Genomic DNA, 19,986 nt, shown 5'->3' on the forward strand with positions numbered 1-19,986 from the left:
TTACGCCCTCTCGCCGCGAATATCAACTGACGGGAACGGATAACGTTCGCCGCGCTCTACCCAATCCATAAAGTCGGCGCGTGCGCCAGGGAAGCCGATCAGCTTCCAGCCCACCATGCCCTGATTGCCGCCGTGGATCGGATCGCTGAAGTAGCCCTCGCGGGTGTTTTGCAACAGAAAGGCGAAGAAGGTTTTGGCCGGCACCTGCGGGAATTGCGCGCTGCCGTTTTCGAAGGCGCTCAGCAGCGCATCCTGCTGCGTGGGCGTCAGCTCAGCAAATACCTTGCCGTGCTGCTGTTTGCTCCAGCCATCGGCATCGGCCAGGCCGAGACGGTAGATCTGCTGCGGCACCAGCGGCAGCTGATAGCCGAGCTCTTTTGGCAGATCCGGATTGAACGGTCCCTGCATATACCAGTTGCTGCCGGTGGCATACGGCGTATTCATCTGGCGATCGATAAACTCCGGTACGCCGGCTTCCAGCGCGCCAGGACCACGTTCATCGTTGGGGATCAGGCGCGCCACGGCGGCTTTGATGAAGGCAAACTCTTCGGCGGTAAACCACACCGGTTGATATTCGCGCGCCTGCTGCGGCGCCGCGGCCGACGACGCTGCCGCACCGGCAGCCATTGGCGCGACCAGTGCGCCCATCGCTGTACTGCCTACCGCCATTGCCGGCGCCAGGGTGATGGTTCTCAGCAGGAAATCCCGGCGAGTGTGACCCTTTTTTTCTTCTGACATGACATTGCCTCATTACCGCATATAATGCGGCATGAAAGTTAAGTAGTTGCGTTGTAATGATTTTTATTGGCGTTTTAAGGGATACAGCAAGACTGTTACCGGTAACAGTTGACGTAGTGTAACACCATCGCCGTTAATAATTTAGTTTCCCGAAACAAATGAGCACAAAAAACTTAACAACTAACTCTGCCGCTTTACATAAATGCGGCGATGCTGTCATCGTCGGATACAACCGACAACAGACAGATAAATGCCGGAAGCGGTATAAAGAGTACACACAACAGCGGAGTGCCTATGTTTAAGTCCTATTTTCCGCGGCCGGCGCTGTTTTTCAGCTCGGCCGCGATTTGGAGCCTGATTGCCATTTTTGCCTGGTTTGGCTTTTTCAATGATTTTCCGGCGCGCTTTCCCGCTTTGCAGGCGGCGATGCAGCAGCCGCTGCCGACCAACGCCAGCCGCTTTATCCACGCCAGCCAGCTGTGGTTTTATGCCTATTACTGGATCATGGGCGGCGCCTTTGCGCTGGTGTGGCGCATCATCGACAACCATCCGTGGCAGCGCTGGTCGGTATGGGGATCGTTACTGATTATCTTTGTCACCTGGTTTGGCGTGCAGGTTGGCGTCGGCGTTAACGCCTGGTATGGTCCGTTTTACGACATGATTCAACAGGCGCTGACCAAAGCTGGCTCGGTGAGCATCAATCAGTTCTATGTGCAGGTACTGGCGTTTCTCGGCATTGCGCTGATCGCGGTAGTGATCGGCGTGATGAACTCGTTTTTCGTCAGCCACTGGGTATTCCGCTGGCGTACCGCGATGAACAACTACTACATGCATAACTGGCAGCGCCTGCGTCTGGTAGAAGGTGCCGCACAGCGTGTGCAGGAAGACACCATGCGCTTCGCCAGTACGCTGCAGGACTGGGGCATCAGCTTTATTCAGGCCATCATGACGCTGGTGGCGTTTCTGCCGGTGCTGGTGACGCTATCGCATCACGTGAAAGAAGTGCCGATCCTCGGCAATATCCCTTATGCGCTGGTGATCGCCGCGCTGCTGTGGTCGCTGTTTGGTACCGCGCTGCTGGCGCTGGTGGGGATTAAACTGCCGGGGCTGGAGTTCCGCAATCAGCGGGTGGAAGCCGCGTACCGTAAAGAACTGGTGTACGGCGAGGACGATCCGCAGCGCGCCGCGCCGCCTACGGTGCAGGAGCTGTTCAGCCGCGTGCGTCACAACTATTTCCGCCTCTATTTCCACTATCTCTATTTCAACATCACGCGCATTCTCTATCTGCAGGTGGACAATGTGTTCGGGCTGTTCGTGCTGTTCCCTTCGATTGTTGCGGGCACCATCACGCTGGGGCTACTTAACCAGATCACCAACGTGTTCGATCAGGTGCGCTCCTCCTTCCAGTATCTGATCACCTCGTGGTCCACGCTGATTACGCTGATGTCGATCTACAAACGTCTGCGCAGCTTCGAGCAGATTCTGCAGGATATTCCGCACGACGAGATGCTGCGCGAAGCCTCGGAGTAAGCGGAAAAGGCTCGGGCGCAGGACCGCACTGTACTCCGGCATCGCTCCGGACAGTCCCCTCTCCCGCCCGCGGGAGAGGGTTAGGGTGAGGGCCGGGTGCAGAACCGCGCTGTACTCCGACATCGCTCCGGACAGTCCCCTCTCCCGCCCGCGGGAGAGGATTAGGGTGAGGGCCGGGTGCAGAACCGCGCTGTACTCCGACATCGTTCCGGACAGTCCCCTCTCCCGCCTGCGGGAGAGGGTTAGGGTGAGGGCGAACCCCGCACCCATCCGCCCCATCTTCAGCCCGCCAGCACCGCAAACACCCTCTCGATGGCGTACGCGCCCGGATCTTTCACGCCATCCAGACTCTGCTGATTGAGATAAGCCGAACGGCCCGCCTTCGCACTCTGCATCTGCGCCGTCGCGTCGGCGCCCCGTTGCGCAGCGGCTGCCGCCGCGGCCAGCGACTCTCCGGCCGCTAACGCCTCCAGTGCCGGCTGCAGCGCATCCACCAGGGTGCGATGTCCCGGCTGCGCGCCGCCGTAGTGCTTCATCCGTTCCAGCCCGTGCATCAGCGCCTGCGGCAGCGTGCTGCCCTCCTCCAGCTGCTGTCCGGCCGAAGTAAACAGAATCGACATCAGCACGCCGCTCGATCCGCCCATCACCGTCGCCAGCTGTTCGCCCACCAGCGCCAGCAGCGTAGGCAGCTCATCCAGCGGTAGCTGCTGTTCACGCAGGCCGCGCTGGATTTTCTTCGCGCCGGCGGCAAAGGTCGAGCCGGTATCGCCGTCGCCGACTTTGGCATCCAGCGCATTCAGCTCGCTCTCCAGATCGATCAGCGTCTGCGTCACGCGCTCAACCACCTGCGCCACTTCAGCGTTATCAGAAGGATCGAAATCCAGCACGCTGCCGATGCGTTCAGCGCGCTGCAGGCTGATGGGCGCAAAGTCATACATCGGCGTCCAGCCCAGCACCTGCACCGGCGCATGCAGCGCCTCGAAAAACGCCTCTTCCAGCGCCAGCAGCGTCAGCGAAAACCCTTTCATATCCAGCGCGCTGACCAGGGTTGCCGGGCCAATTAAATGGGTGATGCGTGCCGCCAGCGGCGACTGCAGTACCTCGCGCGTGAGCAGCGCCAGCTCCAGCTGGGAAAAGCCGCCGAGATTGTTGATCATCAACAGCGCCTGTTTGCCGTCGGGCAGCGCCTGCGCCAGCTGATCGGTCATGATGCTGGTAATTTTGCGGCTGTTTTGCGTATCGAGCGTGATCACGCCCGGCTCACCGTGAATGCCCATCCCCAGCTCGCTATGACCAGCTGCCACGCGATCGTCGCGCTTTTCACCCGGAATGTGACAGGTGGCAAACGCCAGGCCGATGGAGGACGTGGCGTCGATGGTGCGCTGCGCCAGGGTTTTGACCTCGTCGAGCGAGTGCCCCTGCTCCGCGGCAAAGCCGGCGATTTTGTGCACCAGCACGGTGCCGGCAATGCCGCGCGGCTGTGGATTTTCCGGCAGCGCGATATCGTCCTGCACCATCACCAGCTCCACCTTGTAACCAAGATTTTTCGCCTTTTCCGCTGCGAGGCCAAAGTTGAGCCGGTCACCGGTGTAATTTTTCACAATCAGCAGACAGCCCGCCTCACCGGTGACGTTAACAATGGCGTTCAGCACCGCATCAACGCTCGGCGAGGCGAAGATATCGCCGCACACCGCAGCGGTCAGCATCCCTTTGCCGACAAAGCCCGCGTGCGCCGGTTCGTGGCCGGAGCCACCGCCGGAAATCAGTGTGACTTTGCTTTTATCCCAGTCCGAACGCACCACCACGCGAATCTCATCGCCCAGATCGAGACGGGTCAGGTTGTGCCACGGTGTGCTGAGTAACACGCCTTCGATCGCTTCGTTCACCAGATCGTTTTTTTCATGCATAAAAAACTGGCTCATTGCACTCTCCCCTTAGGTGTTGTCGTCCTAAAGGTAGCGTAAGCCGGGCGGGAAAGGGGGGATCAAAGCCGGAAATGCAAAGGGCGACACACGTCGCCCCTGAGTTTCGGATAATTACGCCCTACAGCGCGATGCGTAACACGCTGTCCGGGTTTTTTGGCGGTTCCTTGCGTGAGCCCGGCTGCTTGATGCTGACGAACAGCGTGTTGCCATCGGCGGAGAGCGCCAGGCTGTTCGGCAGGCCCGGCGCTTTCACCGTGCGTTTCACTTTATAGCTGCTGGCATCGATGATGCTGATCTCACCGGCTTTACGGTGCGTGACATAAAACTCGTCACGGTCAGCATTGAACAGCACCGCCAGCGATTCCGGTACCTCAATACGCTGAATCACCTGCTGTGTCCGGGTATCCAGCACCAGCACCTGCGGCTGCTTCGCATCGCTGAGGAAAGCGCGGTGGCCTTTGCTATCCAGCGCAATGTTCAGGAAAAAGTGCTCTTTATCACCGTCAATTTTCTGGCGCTTTTCAATCGCGTTCAGGCGGGTATTGATAGTGACCAGTTCACCATCGGCATTGGTGACATACAGTTTCTGCGCGGCGGCATCCAGCGCCAGCCCGGTGCCCATTTTGCCGGTATTCGGGATAGTGCTGATGAGCTGGAGTGTTTTGCCATCCACCACCCACACCACGCTTTGCGCGCCGAGACCGGTGATGTACACGCGATTGGTTAGCGCATCCGCGACCAGTTCACGCGGCTGCAGCGGACGAACCGTGTCACCGCGCTTGCGGCCATCCAGCACCAGCGTGTTGATCACCTTACCGCTGCTGGCATCCACTGCCGTCAGCGCACCGTTGACCGTGTTGCCAAAGTACAGCACGTTGGTGTGCTGATTGATGGCGGCACCAAAGGTCTTCAGCTCAGTGCTGATGGTTTGTTTCACCGCCAGATTCTGCGGATCGAGACGGTACACGGTACCGCCCTGCGGATTGCCGGCGTTTTGCGCCGTGGCGAGGAACAGCGCGTTGTTGCTGTTGCTGAAGGCCAGTTCGTAGGCGCCTTTGGCGATCGGCTGATTGAGCGGCTGCGTTTCCGCCGCCTGCAGCGCGCTGCAGGACAGCAGCGCCGTGGCCACCAGTAGCGGACGCAGCGCCCACTGCATTGTTTTATTCGCTTTCATAACTTCTCCATAGCAAAACCACCGCCGTGCGGCAGTGAAAGCCCGACATTGCAACCAATAGGAAATTCAGCCCGAGGCGAGCCGATAAGGATGTTAGTTTTTGCGAATAATAATCATTTATGCGGAAAAGGGACAGGATTTTATGGCGTTAGCAACGCCGCCAGGGCGCCCGAAGGCACCCTGTCAGCACAGAGGGTAAGGCAAACTTATTGGGTCAGTTCTGCGGTCATGTGAACGCCGTTGTTGAAGTTGGCTTCAGTCACTTTGTAGGAAGCACCAAGTTCCTGCGCTTTAGCAGCGATTTGCGCTTCAGCACCGTCAAGCGTAGAGGCGGTAGCGGTCACGCTTTGCGCGAAGCTGGCAAATGGCAGAACAGAGAGAGCAATAGCAGCAGCAAAAGTTTTGATGGTTTTCATGGTCATTTCCTTAATGATGTTTGATTGAATAAGGCGACATCGCCTTGATGAGAGATATAGTAGGCCGGCAACCGATCAAAAAAAAAGCGCAGAGATTTGCCTAAGTCATTCGAATATTTTGACTATCAAAAGCACGTTTAGCGCAACCTGTGCGCAAAGGGTTAAAAAAACCACGATTTGATTAAAAGACAGGATTTATTGCTGTGATTGGTGAGACCAGGCATACGCGGCAAAAGCGGCGCCGCGACACACCCTGAAGCGTGTCGCGGCGCGCCTGATGGCGGTAAACGGTTTTAACCGTGATGCCGCACGCGGGTAAAGATGGTGATGGCGGCCAGCAGCATCAGCACGCCGCTGGCAAGAAATACGCCGCCCGCGCCCTGCAGATCGAACATCCAGCCACCGGCTGCCGCACCGGCGGTGATCGCCAGCTGAATAGTGGCCACCAGCAGCCCGCCGCCCGATTCGGCGTCGTCCGGCACCGCGCGCGACAGCCAGGTTGACCAGCCAGTCGGCATTGAGCCAAACGCCAGCCCCCACAGCGCGACGCCGCTCGCCACCAGCCAGGAGACGTGGCCAAAGCTCACCAGCAGCACCGCCGTCACGCTCATCACCAGCGCCATGCCGGTCAGCGTCAGCGACACGCTGCGCGTCACCAGCCACGCAGCCAGCGAGGTGCCGAAGAAGTTCGCCACGCCGAACGCCAGCAGCACCAGCGACAGCTGATTCACATTCAGCTGCGCGCTGGTTTCCAGGAACGGACGCAGGTAGGTAAAGAAGGCGAAATGGCCGGTGAACATCATGATCACCGCCAGCATGCCCCAGCGCATCACGCTCTGACGCAGCAGGTCCAGCACGCCGCCGCTGCGCGTTTTGTTCTCCGGCGGCATCGACGGCAGGGTGAAGAACTGCCAGAACAGCGCCAGCACGCCCAAAACACCGGTCAGCAGGAAGATGTTACGCCAGCCAATCAGCCCGCCAAGATAGCTGCCCAGCGGCGCGGCAATGATGGTGGCCAGCGAAATACCGCTGAACACAATCGACAACGCGCGCGGCACCTGATCGGCGGGCACCAGTCGCATGGTAATGGCGGTCGACAGTGTCCAGAAGCCGCCAATCGCCATGCCGAGCAGCACGCGCGCCAGTAAAATCATCGGCAGATTTTCGGCAAACGCCACCAGCAGCGCCGAGGCGATGAGCAGCAACGTGAACGCCAGCATCACCAGGCGGCGGTCGAGGCGGCGCGTGACGTTACCAATCACCAGGCTGGTCAGCAGCGCCACCAGCGCGGTAACCGTGACCGTCTGGCCCGCCTGCCCTTCGCTGACGCGCAGCGAGTCGGCAATTGGTGTCAGCAAGCTCACCGGCAGAAATTCTGCGGTGATCAGGCCGAAGACGCCAAACGCCATGGCGAACACCGCGCCCCATGCGGGTTTCTCTACCGCAATGCTTGTTTCCACTACTTCAGTATCCAGACTCATCTGCGATCCCCATCACAAAATATCAGGCTGTAAGCATAGAGAGACGACGCAAGACGATCTATGATACAGAAACTTTGTTTTTTGATAATTCGTCTGGATTGTATGAGCCGCTATGAAGATTTGACCAGCGAACTGCTGATGGGCATGCGCCTGTACGGCGTCAAATATCAGCGCATCGCGCTGCATGCGCCGTTTGGCCTGCAATATGATGACGCGCCGGGCAAGGCGCAACTGCACTTTGTTGGCCGCGGCTCGCTGCTGATTCGCTCCGCTTCCGGCACCGTCTATCCGCTGCAGGCGGGCGATGCACTGCTGATTCCGCACGGTAAGCCGCACGCGCTGATCTCCGGCGAAGATGCGGTGTGCGTGCCGATCGCTACCTTTAACAGCAAACCCATCTGCGACAGCGTGTGCGCCATCAACGATGCGCCGGATGCGGATGCCTGCCCGGATGACAGCGATGTGATTTTATTCAGCGCCTGCATGGCGTTTGAGCTGGGCGGCATGCAGCCGCTGGTGCACACCATGCCTGACGTGATGCTGGTCAGCACGCTGCTGGCGCAATACCCGGAAATCCAGCCGATTCTGGATGCCATGGAGCGTGAAACGCGTCAGCGCAAAGCGGGCTTTGCCGGCATTTTGTCGCGGCTGGCCGATGTGGTGGCGGCGCAAATTGTGCGGGGCTGGGTGGAGAATGGCTGTGGTCAGGGCAGCGGGCTGGTGCAGGCCCTGCGCGATCCGCGCCTCAGCCTGGCGATGGCGGCCATGCACCGCGCGCCCGGCGAAAACTGGACGGTGGAGCGGCTGGCGCGCGAATCCGGCAGCTCACGCTCGGTGTTTGCCGCGCGCTTTCAAAACGCCACCGGCATGACGCCGCTGCGCTACCTCACCGAACTGCGCATGCGTCTGGCGGTTGAGCGTATTGTTAACGATGGCGAAGCGGTGGAAAGCGTGGCGTTCCACCTCGGTTACGGTTCACTGGCCGCCTTCAGTCGCGCTTTCAAACGCATTGTCGGCACACCGCCCGGCGCGCTGCGCGCCGGACGTGAAGCGTCGTGAAACTTAGCGAAACACGCTGATCGCTTCAACCAGCCGGTTGGCCTGATGCGCCATTCGGCCGGAGGCTTCTGCGCCTTCCGCCACGCGCGCCGCGTTCTGATGAGTGATGTCGTCGAGATCCTCCACCGCGCTACTGACTTCGCTCAGCGCGATGGATTGTTCGGCCGTCGCCGCGCTGATTTGCGCGATCAGGGCGGTGACATTCTGCACCTGATCGACAATCGCCTGCATCGTGTGGCCGGCCGCATCGGCGTGATCGCTGCCCGACTGCACGCGACCTGCGCTGGTTTCCACCAGGTTTTTGATCTCGCTGGCGGCTTTGGCGCTGCGCTGTGCCAGACTGCGCACCTCGCCCGCCACCACCGCAAAGCCTTTACCCTGCTCACCGGCACGTGCCGCTTCCACCGCCGCGTTCAGCGCCAGAATATTGGTCTGGAAAGCGATGCCGTCGATCACGCTGGTGATGTTGGCGATACGCTTCGAGCTGTCGGCAATTTCTGCCATCATGCCGACCATCTCCTGCATCACTTCACCGCCTTTGATCGCCGCTGCGCTGGTGCTGGCCGACAGCGTATTCACTTCGCTGGCAGTTTCCGTGTTGCTTTTGACCGTGGCGGTCATTTCGTTCATGGTCGCTGCCGTTTGCTGCACGTTCGCCGCCGCCTGCTCGGTGCGACGGCTCAGTTCATCATTGCTGCGCGCGATGGCGTCGCTGGCGCTCAGGACGTTGATCGCCTGGCCGCTGACGTCATCCACCAGCCAGCGGAACATCAGGCCCAGCTGGCCGATAGCGCGCTGCGTCATGCCGATCTCATCCACCCGATCGATGTGCTCGACTTTGTGGCTGGCGCCGGTGGCCACGCTCAGCGCCTGGCGGCACATGCGCTCCATCGGGCGCGAGATTTGATGCTCCAGCCACAGGCTGGCCAGCAGCAGCAGTCCGGCCATGCCGCCGCTGAAGCAGCCGATCGCCAGCGGTGCCATGCCCAGCAGCCAGACGCTCAGCACCGACAGCGGCAGCAGCGCGATCAGCGTACTGCGGATGCGCCAGCGCAGCGGCAGCGTTTTCAGCACTGAGGTCAGCCGCCGCCAGCCGCTGCCAACAATCAGTCCCTTATGAAAGCGACGCCCTTTGGCACGTCCTTCACGAAAATCACGGTACAGCGCCTCGCACTGACGGACCTCCTCCGCCGACGGTTTGGTGCGTACCGACATATAGCCCTGCAGCTTGCCCTCGCGCACCACCGGAATGGCATTGGCGCGCACCCAGTAGTGATCGCCATTCTTGCGCCGGTTCTTGACCAGCGCGGTCCAGGGTTCGCCCTGCTTCAGCGTGCTCCACATATCGGCGAACGCTTCCGGCGGCATATCCGGATGACGCACCATGTTGTGTGGCTGGCCGTTGACCTCCTCCGGGCTGAATCCGCTGACCTCAATAAAGGCGTCGTTGGCGTAGGTAATGTGGCTGTTGAGATCGGTGGTCGACATCAGCGTGGCGCGATCGTCAAAGACGAATTCACGCTGGGTGATGGGCTGGTTATTACGCATGTGTGAGTCCTTGCAAAACGCAGGCTGAAGAGAAATCGATAATACTTTTTTACCTTTTCGGCAGCACAATGGCCTGGCTTTAGCGCGGCTATTTAATTTTTGTTCTTAATAAAGCCGGAGTGCGCGGCGCTTCACAGTTCTGGCCGCGGGCGGGATCGATAAAAAATCATTTAGGGTAAATGAGATCGAGCTTTGGCTGAGTACGATAAGTTTGTCAGTTGAACCTCAAACTGTTCGACAATCGTTGCACATTTGGTAGCGGCGCAATTTATTGCGCGATAAATCGCGCCGCTACAAATTTTGTGCGATTTGCGGCTGCCCTGACCGGTCGGCATTACACCGTTCACGGCGACCGCGTCATGCGCACATACTGTCAGAACTGCCAGCGCACGCCGAGGTTGTAACGCCAGCCTCTGGCGCCGTTGCCGTCGATCTCCTTGCGGTAATCCGCTTCGGCGTACAGCGACACATCCTGCTGCAGCGTCACCGTGCCGCCAGCCCCCACTTCCCACATCTGGCCAAAATTACCGCTGCTGAAGCTGGCCCCGAGCGCCGGGTTATCGGCTGCCGACACCGATGTCTGCGCCGTGCCGCCCCAGCCTTTGTAATAATTCGCGCGCAGATAAGGCGTGTACTGGCGGTTGCTGTCATCGGTCCAGCTGCGGTCGAGACGCGCGCCGAGACGGCCAATCGTCTGGTGATAATCGCCATAGCGCACCTGGTTATTGTCCTCATCCGTGAAATCGTTCATGTTCAGTTTCAGGTACATCAGCTGCGCCTGCGGCTCCAGCTTGTAGCCCTCGCCGAGTTCAAACGGATAACCGCTCTCCAGCGAGGCGGTCCAGCCGTGGCCCTTCAGCTTTGCCTCGCGCTGCTGGCGCGCAATGTCGGTTTCACCACGATGCCAGTCAAACGACAGCACGCCGTCAAGGTAAAAGCCGCTCTGGCGCTGCCAGGTGCCGTACAGCGCCAGGCTGTCGCTGTCAAAACTGGTGCTGCTGTAACCGTCTGCCGCCTGCGGACGGATGCGCGTATTGCCGCGCGTGTAGGCCACGCCGCCGCGCAGGCTGTCCTGCTCACCGTCGAGACGCAGCAGGTTGCCGCCAAGCTGCACCGCGCTGTAGTCGAGGTCAAACCCGTAGCCGTAATCGCTAAAGCTGCGGTCGCTTTTGTATTTCAGATTCGAGCCGATGTAGCGCAGGAACATCTCACCGCCGTTACCCGCCGGGCGCGTCTGCTCGTGACGCAGTTCGCCGAGACGCTTGTGCAGGTCATCAATAATCGCGGCGGTGTAATAGGCGAGGCCAACCGGTGCCGAAATGTACGAAGGCACCTGCGGCACCACCGCCGGACGCGCATTGTAGCGCTGTGGCGTGCCAAATCCGCTGGTCACCAGCGCCGGCTGGCAGCTGTCGCTGTCCTCGCACACGTAGTAGTTTGCCAGCCGGTAATCCCAGTAATTGTTGCCGCTGCCGCTCAGCAGGCGCTGGGCCGGATCGCTGCTGCCCGGCGCGAAGCTATACAGCCGGTACTGCCACGGTCCGGCGCCGAGATAGCCATCCCTGAGCGCAAAGCTGTTCTGGCCGGCGTTGCCGCCCACCTGCGCCAGCGAAATGCCTTCATTGCCCTCAATGCCGCCGTTGCGGTTGCGATCGGTGAGCGCCGCACTGCTTGCCGCATCGAGCCTGACGTTGAGCAGCGTGGTGCCGCTGGCGTTACCGCTGACGTTGATGTGGTCGGTAAACTGGTTGCTCAGCGCGCCGCCGTCATTGAGGCGCGTCACCAGATTCGCCTGACCGCCCATCGACGCCAGCGAGCCGTTGATGTCCAGCGTATTACCCGGCGAACCGCCGCCATTGGTGAGGTCCAGCGTACCGCTGTTATTCACCTGCAGCGAATCCGCTGTGCCGCCCGCCAGTGTGGGATGCACGTTGTCACCGGCGTACAGCGTTGAGCGCCCATCAATGTTGATGGTGCTGTGCGCCAGCTGCAGGTTGTCGGTCAGCGTCCAGCGGCTATCCGCGAAGTTAATGATGCTCCAGCCGCTGCCGAGGTTAACGCCTTTACTCAGGTCATCCGCGCTGAAGCTGCCGCCGCGCGCCGTAATCTGGTCAAAGGTCAGGCTGTTACCGGTGCCGTTGCCGCTGGTGAGATGGTAAGTAGTGCTGAGATCGACGCCGCTGACCTCGGCGATATTGTTGTTGTCTGCGCCCATGGTCAGGCTGCCGTTGAGCGTGCCGCCGGTCCAGCGGAACGTATCGCTGCCGCCGCCAGGATTGATGTCGCCCAGCACGTCACCCTGGGTCAGCAAAATCACATCGTCGGCGTTACTGCCCGCCACCGCCACGCTTTGCGCCGTGGCCGTCACGATAGTACCGAGGTTCTCGAATACCGTTTTGCCGCCGCGCAGATCGACCACCGGTGCCGTCAGGCTGCTGGAGCGCAGCGTGCCGCGGTTGACGATGGTGCCGGCAGTGCTGGAGACCAGTGCCGAACCGCCTGCCGCATTAGTGATATTGACGCTGGCGGCGGTGACGATATTTCCCGTGGTGTTGGCGCGAATCCCGGAGCCGCCGGCGCCGGTGACATTGAAAACGTAACCCGAACCCAGCGTCAGATCGCCGCCGGTGGTCGATCCATCGGCGTTGGCGATAGTCAGGCCGTTACCGCTGCCGGATACATTGGTGGTCACGGTGGAGGCGGGATCGAACGCGACGGCAGTGCGGATGCCGTTGCCATCGCCAACGTTGAGTGTCAGGTTGCTCAGGCTAACGTTGCCCAGCTCCGCGCGGTTTTCGATGCCGTTGCCGCTGCCCAGTACGTTGATGGTGGCGTCGCGCGCGCTGAGCGCCGCCGCGCCGCTGTCGAGCAAAATGCCATGCGCCGTGCCGCGCGTGGTGATCAGCGTATCGCTGCCGGTCAATGCCAGCTGCGCGCCGTCGCTGATGCGCACGCCGGCCACGCCGTTATCGACATTGATGCTGCCGCCCTGCGCCAGCGTGGTGCCGCTGCCGCCGACATCTAACCCGGTGCCGTTGCTGACGTTAACCACGCCATTGTTGGTCAGCGTGCTGCCGGCGCGCGAGCGCATGCCGATGCTGTTGCTGCCGGTCAGCGTCAGTGCGCCATTGTTCTCCAGCGCCGCGCCGTTGGTCAGGTCAAAGCCAACGGCACCGTTGCCAGCGCCGCTGATGCGGGCGTTGCTGGTGACGCGGGTGGCGGCAGCGCTGCCGTCCAGCGCATTACTGAGATCGCTGCGCAGCGTATTCACCAGCACGCCCACCGCGTTGTTGCCGCTGAGCGTGATGGTGCTGCTGCCGTCGAGCGTTGCCGCTGCGCCGCCCTCGACGCGCACGGCGGTGCTCTCCTCGCCGCTGGCGGTCAGATTGAGGTTGGCGCTGTTGAGGCTGCTGCCGCTGCCGGAAACAATCACGCCGGTGCTGCTGGCGGCGCTGGCGCTCAGACTGTTCGGCGTGCTGAAGCTCAGCGCCGCGCCGTCGTCAAGGCGGTAGCCGGTCGAGCCACGTGTGCTGACATCCAGCGCGCTGGTGGCGGCGCGAATGCGCGAACCGTTACCCGCAGCGTGATAGGCGATCTGGTCGCTATTGTTAAAGATCGGCGTCGATCCGGCGGCGATATTCACCAGCGCACCGTCCAGCGCTTCGGCGCCGATGGCACCACTGCCGTTGAGCGTGAGCGTGCCGCCGTTGAGGTTCGCCACCGCCTGGCTACCGCTGGCGCTGACGCCGCGCGTACGGCGGGAGCTGCTGCCGCCATTGACGTCGATGTTGCCGCTGTTGCTGGCGGTGGTAGCGAAGGTGCTGCCCGCGCTGTTCACCGCGATACCGGTGCCGCCGTCGCTGATGCTGATGTTGCCGCTGTTGCTGCCGGTCGCCCCGCTCTCCACGCGCAGGCCGGTGGTATTGGCCCCGCTGAAGTTAATGTTGCCGCTGTTGCTGAGCTGCGCGCGGTTGCGCGCCAGATAGCCGGTGATGCCGTTCTGCGCCGAATTGAGTTCTGCGGCGGAGGTCAGCCGCGTGCTGGCGACCGGCGCACGGCTGTTGGCACCGGTCAGCGTATGTTTCTGCCCGTCGGCAATCGCGCCCGTGGCGTTGCTGCCACTGAGGGTAATGGTGGTCGCCGCGTCAATGTTGCCCTGCGCACCGCCCTCGATATTGACGCCGGTGGCGCCGGTGCCGCTGACGTTAATCGTGGCGTTGTTGGTCTTCACCAATGTTCCGCCACCGCCGGTGCCGTTCACCGCCACCGCACCCGTGCCGGAAGCGGTCAGCGTGGTATTCGTACCGTCAAACGTCGCGCCCTGTTCGATGCGGAAGAGCGTCGAGTTAGTGGTGGTGACGTCAAACGCGTTGTTATCGTCTACGTTGATCAGCGCATTCGGGCCATAGGCAAAAAAACCAATTTGATTGCTGCCGGTGCTGAAGCGGGGAATGGCATTCTGCGTGACGTTAACCGTGGCGTTGCCGCGCGCGTGCACGCCAATCGCGCCGTTGCCGGTGAGGTTAATCGGCCCGTCCACGTTCGCTGCGGCAGTGCCGCTGCCCTGGCCTTCCACCCACACGCCAAAGTTGCGCGTGCCGCTGGCCGGATCGGCTCCGCCTGCCACGTTGATGGTCCCGGTGGAGCTGGCGGCGGCGCTGTTACCACTGGTGGCCAGCACTTTCAAGCCGGTGCCGTTAACGCCGTTGAGGTTGATGGTGCCGCGATTCTCCAGCGTACCGTTGCTGTTAGTGACCAGCATGCCGGCGTTCTCGCGCGGCACGCGCGCAGCGCTGCCGTTGACGTCGATGGTGCCGCTGTTGATCAGCGTGGCATTGCTGGCACCGCTGACCGACATCCCGGCGGCGTTCTGTACGCGCGAGCCAATCACAATCGCCCCGTCGTTGGTGGCGCTACCGTTGGCCAGCAGCGCAATGCCGCTGGTCAGCCCGCTCTGGTTCAGGGCGGTCTCCGCCACGTTGTCGCTCAGGCTGTTCTGCGCGCCTCGCCCGAGATAAATCGTGCCGCCGCTGTTGTTGGTAAATCGGCTGCTGTCGGTGGTGAGCAGCACGCCGGAGGTGGTGCCGCGCGCGCTGGAACCGTTGACGCCCACGTTGATATTGCCGCTGTTGCTGGCCTGCGCATTGGCATCAAGGCGGATGCCCGCCACGCCGTTGGTCAGATTGCTGCCGGTGGTACCGAGGTTAAGCACGCCATTGTTAGTGAAATCGCCGCCGTTTTGCACCGTTACCGCCGTGGCGTTGTTGCTGGCCGCGCCGACGCCGGTGCCATCAATACGGTTGAGGAAGCCACCGTTGATGACGCCACTGCTGCTATTGGTAGCCGTCGCGCCATCCAGCGCCAGCGCGGTGCCGCGGCTCGCCAGTTTCCCGTCGATGGTGGCATTGGCCCCGCTGGCCACGCGTACCGCGCCATCGCTGGCCCCTACCACTTCCAGCGTTTTACCGGTGGCGATAGTAACCTGCGAACCGGCGCCTTCGGCATTGATCACCACGCGGCTACCTATCGGCTGCGTCACTTCATCCGGCGCAGTGGCGCTGACGTTATAGACAATATCGCCGTTGGTGATAGTGACCGCCTGATTGAACGCGCTGAGGTAGCTGGCCGGCGCGAGATTGCCGGCCTGCAGCTGGCTCACCAGCCAGTTATTGTAGCTTTGCAGCTGGCTGGCATTGGTGACGTTGAAGGCGGTGGTTTTGCCGTCCAGCGTCTGCACGCTAAAGCTGCCGTTATAGGTCGCGAGATTTTGTACCGCCAGGCTATCGGTCACCTGGCCGCCGGAGATGTTGGCTGCAGAACCGTTAAAGGTGATGCGGTTGTTGTTGTTCCAGTTGAGGGTGCCGCCGTTACTGACCTGAAACAGCGTGGTGTTTTTGGCCGCCATGGTCCAGGCGTTGGTGCTGGCGCTGCTGTTGGCGTTAGCCTGACCAATGCTGACATCCAGCGAACTGCCGCTGCCGCTGACGTCGGCGATGCGCGCGTCGATATACTGATTGTCATTCACATTTTGCAGATCCGGCACCACCGTGCTGGCGGTAACCGGTGCCTGCGCCACCAGGCTGGCGGAATCAAACACCTGAAAGGTGGTGTTGCCGCCGGTAGTGGGATCCGGCACGGTGATGGCGAGGTTTTGCGGACCGGGATCGAGACGTGCCTGATTGAGGTATTGTGCGCCCGCCGCGATGGTCACCTGGCCGAGCGTGGTGTTGACCGCCCCGTCAATGCCCGGCTCAAACGCCTGATTACCGGTTAAGGTTGCGCTACCGCCGTTAACGATCAGCGCGCCGCTCTGCTGGTCGTTATCGCGCGGATTATACGCGCCCAGTGTTGCCGCTTCCCCTACGCCGGGGAAATAAAACACCGCCTGCGCAGCGACGATCCCTAGCGCAATGGGATTCCGGGTGAATCTCATACAACCTCCAGTAACAAGCAATCAGCGACGCTGTGAAAGCACAGCGAAAAAAGAACAAAGGGGCAGATGGGCGAACTCTATTTTCACAAAACGAATCAAGTGGTTAATTACGGGCACAGAGGGTGCCGCTGATGCGTGAAAATCAGGAGAAAGCTGTTGCTTATATAGACTTTATGGCTGCACAGATCAAAAGCGAGCCCGGAGATATTTATCAGGATGAAATAAGAATTTCGCAGGAAATGAAAGGCTATAACCCTGGTTTACATAAGGCTTATAGTGATAACGCATTAATATCACGTCATTTATTTTCAGCCACTCCAGTAAAGTCTGGACGGGTGATAATTCTCACGCTCAATAATAAGCAGCGCTAACGAAATACTGCAATTGTGAGCCAGCCCACAATTGCAGCAAAATCATCCATTTAATGACATCAGACCTCTTGACGGTCTGCTGGCGCAGGCTTTTCTAGCTTAAATCGACGTTTTTGGTGCCGCCCCACCAGGTAAAGACGAAGCCGCCGATCCACGCCACGATCAGCCCCACCAGATAGACCGCCATACCGGCAAAGATGCCCTGCGAAGAGGTCATCAGCGGCAGCGTCACCAGTCCTGACGGGCCAAACACCGTGTTCATGCCCACCGGCAGTCCGAGCCACGCCACCAGCCCGATAAAGAAGCCGCCCAGCGCACCGCCGAAGCAGGCGGTAATAAACGGTTTAAGACGCGGCAGCGTCACGCCATAGATGAGCGGCTCACCGACGCCCAGCAGACCCGGCACGATGGCGCCTTTAATCTGGCTGCGCAGCAGCGAGTGCTTGTCGGCTTTGCACCACAGCGCCAGCGAAGCGCCGACCTGACCGGCACCGGCCATGGCGAGTATCGGGAACAGCGAATTGAAACCCTGGGTTTCCATCAGCGCAAAATAGACCGGAATAAAGCCCTGATGAATGCCGAACATTACTGCAATCAGGAATAAACCGGCCAGAATGGCACAGCCGAACGGGTTATTGTTCAGGTGGATAAACAGCCACGACATGCCTTTAAACAGCTCGCCGCCAATCGGCATGATCACCAGGAACGTTACCGCGCCGGTAATTAACAGCGTCAGCAGCGAGGTGAGGATCATATCGAGATTATCCGGGATAATTTTGCGCAGCTGTTTCTCCAGCCAGGCACCAAATATCGCCGCCAGCAGCACGCCAATAATATTGCCGCGCGGATCAATAGTCAGGCCAAAGAAATCCTGCATGCCGCTGTAATAGCCAACGGTCGCGTTCGGGACATAACCCAGCACAAACAGCGAGGCGATAATCGCGCCGTTCACGCCGGTGCCGCCAAACGCTTTCTGCGCGTTATAGCCGATTAAGATACTGAGGAAGGTGAACAACCCTTTGCCGAACACCTTCATATAAGCCACGGTATCCAGCAGCCAGCGGGCGTGTTCCCCGGGCTGATTAAGATGAAACACCTGCTCAATCAGCGTGGCAAACCCCAGCAGCAATCCGGCACCGATAAAGCCCGGGATCAGCGGGGTAAAAATGGTGGCAAAGCAGAAGAGAAAACGGTGCAGCGCGCTGGTTTGCTTCGCTTTCATCTGCTGCTTCTGCGCGCTGGCAATGCTGTGCAGATCGCCCGGCGCATCTGGCGTGGCGCTGTTCAGCATCGCCTGCATTTTTTCCGCTGCGGTTTGCGCTTTGCCAGGGCCGAGCACAATCTGCAACTGGGCATCGCTGTCAATCACGCCCAGCACGCCGGGCAGCGTTTTCAGCCGGGCGCTGTCGACCCGCGCGGCATCGGCCAGCGTCAGACGCAGACGCGTCATGCAGTTACCGCAGTGCACGACGTTGCCTGCGCCGCCGACCGCCTGCAGGATATCGCGTAATAAGCTTTCAGTGATCGCCGCCATCATTGCGCTCCTGCGTGGTGTAATGCCTGGCGGATAAAGCCGTGGTTCTGCGCCAGCAGCGCCTGCGCGTCATCGGCGTTCAGGTCCGCCAGTATCATCACAATGGCGGTTTTACAGTGGCCGCCGCACGCTGCCAGCGCCTGCTGTGCGCGGGCATCGTCACATTCGGTGGCCTGCTTAACGATGTTGATTTGCCGCTGCACCAGTTTCTGATTGGTGGCTTCTACGTCGACCATCAGGTTGCCGTACACTTTGCCGCTGCGGATCATGGCGCCGGTGGTCAGCATATTGAGCACCAGCTTCTGCGCGGTGCCGGCTTTCATGCGTGACGAGCCGGTGACCACTTCCGGGCCTACCACCGGCGTCAGGGCGACGTCCGCCGCCTGCGACATGGCGCTGTTGGGATTACAGGTCAGCGCGGCGGTGAAGGCGCCCTGCTGCTTCGCCCAGGCCAGCGCACCGAGCACATAAGGTGTGCGGCCGCTGGCAGCAATGCCGACCAGCACATCGCGCGCCGAAAAGTCGATATCTTTTAAATCCTGCGCGCCCTGCTCGCGGTTGTCCTCGGCATTTTCCACCGCCTGTAAAATCGCGGTATGGCCGCCGGCGATCAGCCCGACCACCTGACTGCGCGGCGTACCGAACGTGGGCGGGCATTCGCTGGCATCGAGAATACCGAGACGGCCGGAGGTCCCGGCACCGCAGTAAATCAGACGTCCGCCCTGGCTGAATGCCGCCGTGATGGCATCCACCAACTCAGTAATCTGCGGCACGATAGCTTCAACCGCCAGCGCCACTTTTTTGTCTTCATCGTTAATGACGCGCAGCATCGCTTCCGTGTTCAGCTCGTCAATGTTCTGGCTCGCCGGGTTGCGGCCCTCGGTGATCATCTGGCTCAGATCAATGTTCATGTTCGCTCCCTTCAGGAATAATTTATTCTTGAAACTATATATCATATAGAATTGTTAATTCCTCCTGCTCAGGTCAATATTTTTACCTTTTGCGGCAGCGGACATAAAAAAACCCGCCAGAAGGCGGGTTGGATTAAGAAGAAGCACTAGATGTTTGCCAGTTCTCTGCGTGCCAGCGCGGCGAGAAAGCCGCTACGGGAGCCGTATTCGCGGTGTGCTTCTACGTGGCTATCGATTTTGGTCAGTAAGTTTTGCGGCAGGGTGATGTTCAGCTTCACCGCTTTACCTTCGTAACGACTGAGATCAATCTCAACGAAAGCCCAGTAACCTCCCTGGCACTCTTCATCATTAATATGGGTTTCAACGCTGGCTGCTTTTGGAATGGCCTTGCCTGCGTCCGCTAACGATTCCACATGCGCATCGATTGCACCAAATGCATCGCTCAACGCCTCGTCAACGGTGTTGCCCGCAAAAAAACATCCCTGCACGTCGGGTACGAAACCTGACCAGCTGCCGTTTTCTGTTTTGTGCAAATAAACGGGGAATCTCATGGTGAGTCCTTATGTAAATTGCCTTCTTGATTATCTACTGCGGACATGAAAAGCATTGCAATGCCTGCTGCACCTGACATTGCTAATTGTTCCAAATCGGGGGCAAAGCCCCCGTATATCAGTCCATCATTTTCAATAGCTTACGTAATGTTCCGGTTGCCAGGTCTTTTTCAGGATGAGGAAGCGAGATGTGATATGGCTTATCTGCACGGACAAACACATGATGGCTTCCTTTAACACGATCCAGAATCCACCCTCGTTCAAGCAACATCCTAATCAGCTCCCTGCTGCTCAACACAACCTCCTGATGTCATC

The 19,986-nt window shown here is 60.1% G+C and carries 14 protein-coding genes; 3 read left to right on the forward strand and 11 right to left on the reverse strand.

Going from position 1 to position 19,986, the window contains the following annotated elements; translation table 11 throughout:
- On the reverse strand, positions 1 to 738 hold the full coding sequence (locus AC6I8P_RS17470) for a gluconate 2-dehydrogenase subunit 3 family protein (protein WP_058780874.1): 738 nt from the start codon (positions 736 to 738) through the stop codon (positions 1 to 3).
- A gap of 294 nt (positions 739 to 1,032) precedes the next feature.
- Here AC6I8P_RS17470 and sbmA point away from each other — a divergent pair, with 294 nt between their 5' ends.
- Positions 1,033 to 2,268: a peptide antibiotic transporter SbmA gene (sbmA, locus tag AC6I8P_RS17475; RefSeq protein ID WP_021507809.1), complete on the forward strand. Its 1,236-nt coding sequence runs from the start codon at positions 1,033 to 1,035 to the stop codon at positions 2,266 to 2,268.
- A gap of 281 nt (positions 2,269 to 2,549) precedes the next feature.
- Here the strand turns inward: sbmA and AC6I8P_RS17480 are convergent, their stop codons facing one another.
- The 4 genes from AC6I8P_RS17480 to AC6I8P_RS17495 all read right to left on the reverse strand — a co-directional run bounded on the left by AC6I8P_RS17480 (position 2,550) and on the right by AC6I8P_RS17495 (position 7,264).
- Positions 2,550 to 4,190, reverse strand: a complete 1,641-nt coding sequence (locus tag AC6I8P_RS17480) for a dihydroxyacetone kinase subunit DhaK (protein WP_498030841.1) — start codon at positions 4,188 to 4,190, stop codon at positions 2,550 to 2,552.
- A 121-nt stretch (positions 4,191 to 4,311) separates the two neighbouring features.
- Positions 4,312 to 5,367 (reverse strand): 7-bladed beta-propeller protein YncE, encoded by a 1,056-nt coding sequence (gene yncE, locus AC6I8P_RS17485; RefSeq protein WP_159377373.1) that lies wholly within the window; start codon positions 5,365 to 5,367, stop codon positions 4,312 to 4,314.
- A gap of 206 nt (positions 5,368 to 5,573) precedes the next feature.
- Positions 5,574 to 5,783, reverse strand: a complete 210-nt coding sequence (locus AC6I8P_RS17490) for a YdgH/BhsA/McbA family protein (protein ID WP_159377374.1) — start codon at positions 5,781 to 5,783, stop codon at positions 5,574 to 5,576.
- 293 nt (positions 5,784 to 6,076) lie between these two features.
- On the reverse strand, positions 6,077 to 7,264 hold the full coding sequence (locus tag AC6I8P_RS17495) for an MFS transporter (RefSeq protein WP_021507814.1): 1,188 nt from the start codon (positions 7,262 to 7,264) through the stop codon (positions 6,077 to 6,079).
- A 102-nt stretch (positions 7,265 to 7,366) separates the two neighbouring features.
- Here AC6I8P_RS17495 and AC6I8P_RS17500 point away from each other — a divergent pair, with 102 nt between their 5' ends.
- Positions 7,367 to 8,323, forward strand: a complete 957-nt coding sequence (locus tag AC6I8P_RS17500; protein WP_021507815.1) for an AraC family transcriptional regulator — start codon at positions 7,367 to 7,369, stop codon at positions 8,321 to 8,323.
- Positions 8,324 to 8,326: 3 nt separating this feature from the next.
- Here AC6I8P_RS17500 and AC6I8P_RS17505 read toward each other — a convergent pair whose 3' ends face one another.
- Together AC6I8P_RS17505 and AC6I8P_RS17510 are read right to left on the reverse strand one after the other, a co-directional pair.
- Positions 8,327 to 9,871 (reverse strand): methyl-accepting chemotaxis protein, encoded by a 1,545-nt coding sequence (locus tag AC6I8P_RS17505; protein ID WP_159377376.1) that lies wholly within the window; start codon positions 9,869 to 9,871, stop codon positions 8,327 to 8,329.
- A gap of 373 nt (positions 9,872 to 10,244) precedes the next feature.
- Positions 10,245 to 16,304, reverse strand: a complete 6,060-nt coding sequence (locus AC6I8P_RS17510) for an autotransporter outer membrane beta-barrel domain-containing protein (protein WP_498030842.1) — start codon at positions 16,302 to 16,304, stop codon at positions 10,245 to 10,247.
- A 131-nt stretch (positions 16,305 to 16,435) separates the two neighbouring features.
- Here AC6I8P_RS17510 and AC6I8P_RS17515 point away from each other — a divergent pair, with 131 nt between their 5' ends.
- Positions 16,436 to 16,675, forward strand: coding sequence for a hypothetical protein (locus AC6I8P_RS17515; protein ID WP_481657990.1), 240 nt, complete (start codon positions 16,436 to 16,438; stop codon positions 16,673 to 16,675).
- 94 nt (positions 16,676 to 16,769) lie between these two features.
- On the opposite strand, the gene murP is transcribed toward AC6I8P_RS17515, so the two are convergent.
- The 4 genes from murP to AC6I8P_RS17535 all read right to left on the reverse strand — a co-directional run bounded on the left by murP (position 16,770) and on the right by AC6I8P_RS17535 (position 19,969).
- Positions 16,770 to 18,209 carry a PTS N-acetylmuramic acid transporter subunit IIBC gene (gene murP, locus AC6I8P_RS17520; RefSeq protein ID WP_481658093.1) on the reverse strand — a complete coding sequence of 480 codons (1,440 nt, stop codon included), beginning with the start codon at positions 18,207 to 18,209 and terminating at the stop codon, positions 16,770 to 16,772.
- The gene (gene murQ, locus AC6I8P_RS17525; protein WP_498030843.1) at positions 18,209 to 19,120 is read right to left on the reverse strand and encodes an N-acetylmuramic acid 6-phosphate etherase; all 912 of its coding nucleotides are present in this window, start codon (positions 19,118 to 19,120) and stop codon (positions 18,209 to 18,211) included. The genes murP and murQ overlap by 1 nt, the downstream gene beginning before the upstream one ends.
- Positions 19,121 to 19,266: 146 nt before the next feature.
- Positions 19,267 to 19,671, reverse strand: coding sequence for a type II toxin-antitoxin system HicB family antitoxin (locus AC6I8P_RS17530; RefSeq protein ID WP_058757543.1), 405 nt, complete (start codon positions 19,669 to 19,671; stop codon positions 19,267 to 19,269).
- 118 nt (positions 19,672 to 19,789) lie between these two features.
- Positions 19,790 to 19,969, reverse strand: a complete 180-nt coding sequence (locus AC6I8P_RS17535; protein WP_306460749.1) for a type II toxin-antitoxin system HicA family toxin — start codon at positions 19,967 to 19,969, stop codon at positions 19,790 to 19,792.
- Positions 19,970 to 19,986 lie beyond the last annotated feature (17 nt).

It is taken from the genome of gamma proteobacterium symbiont of Lampromicra miyakona, assembly GCF_059730895.1.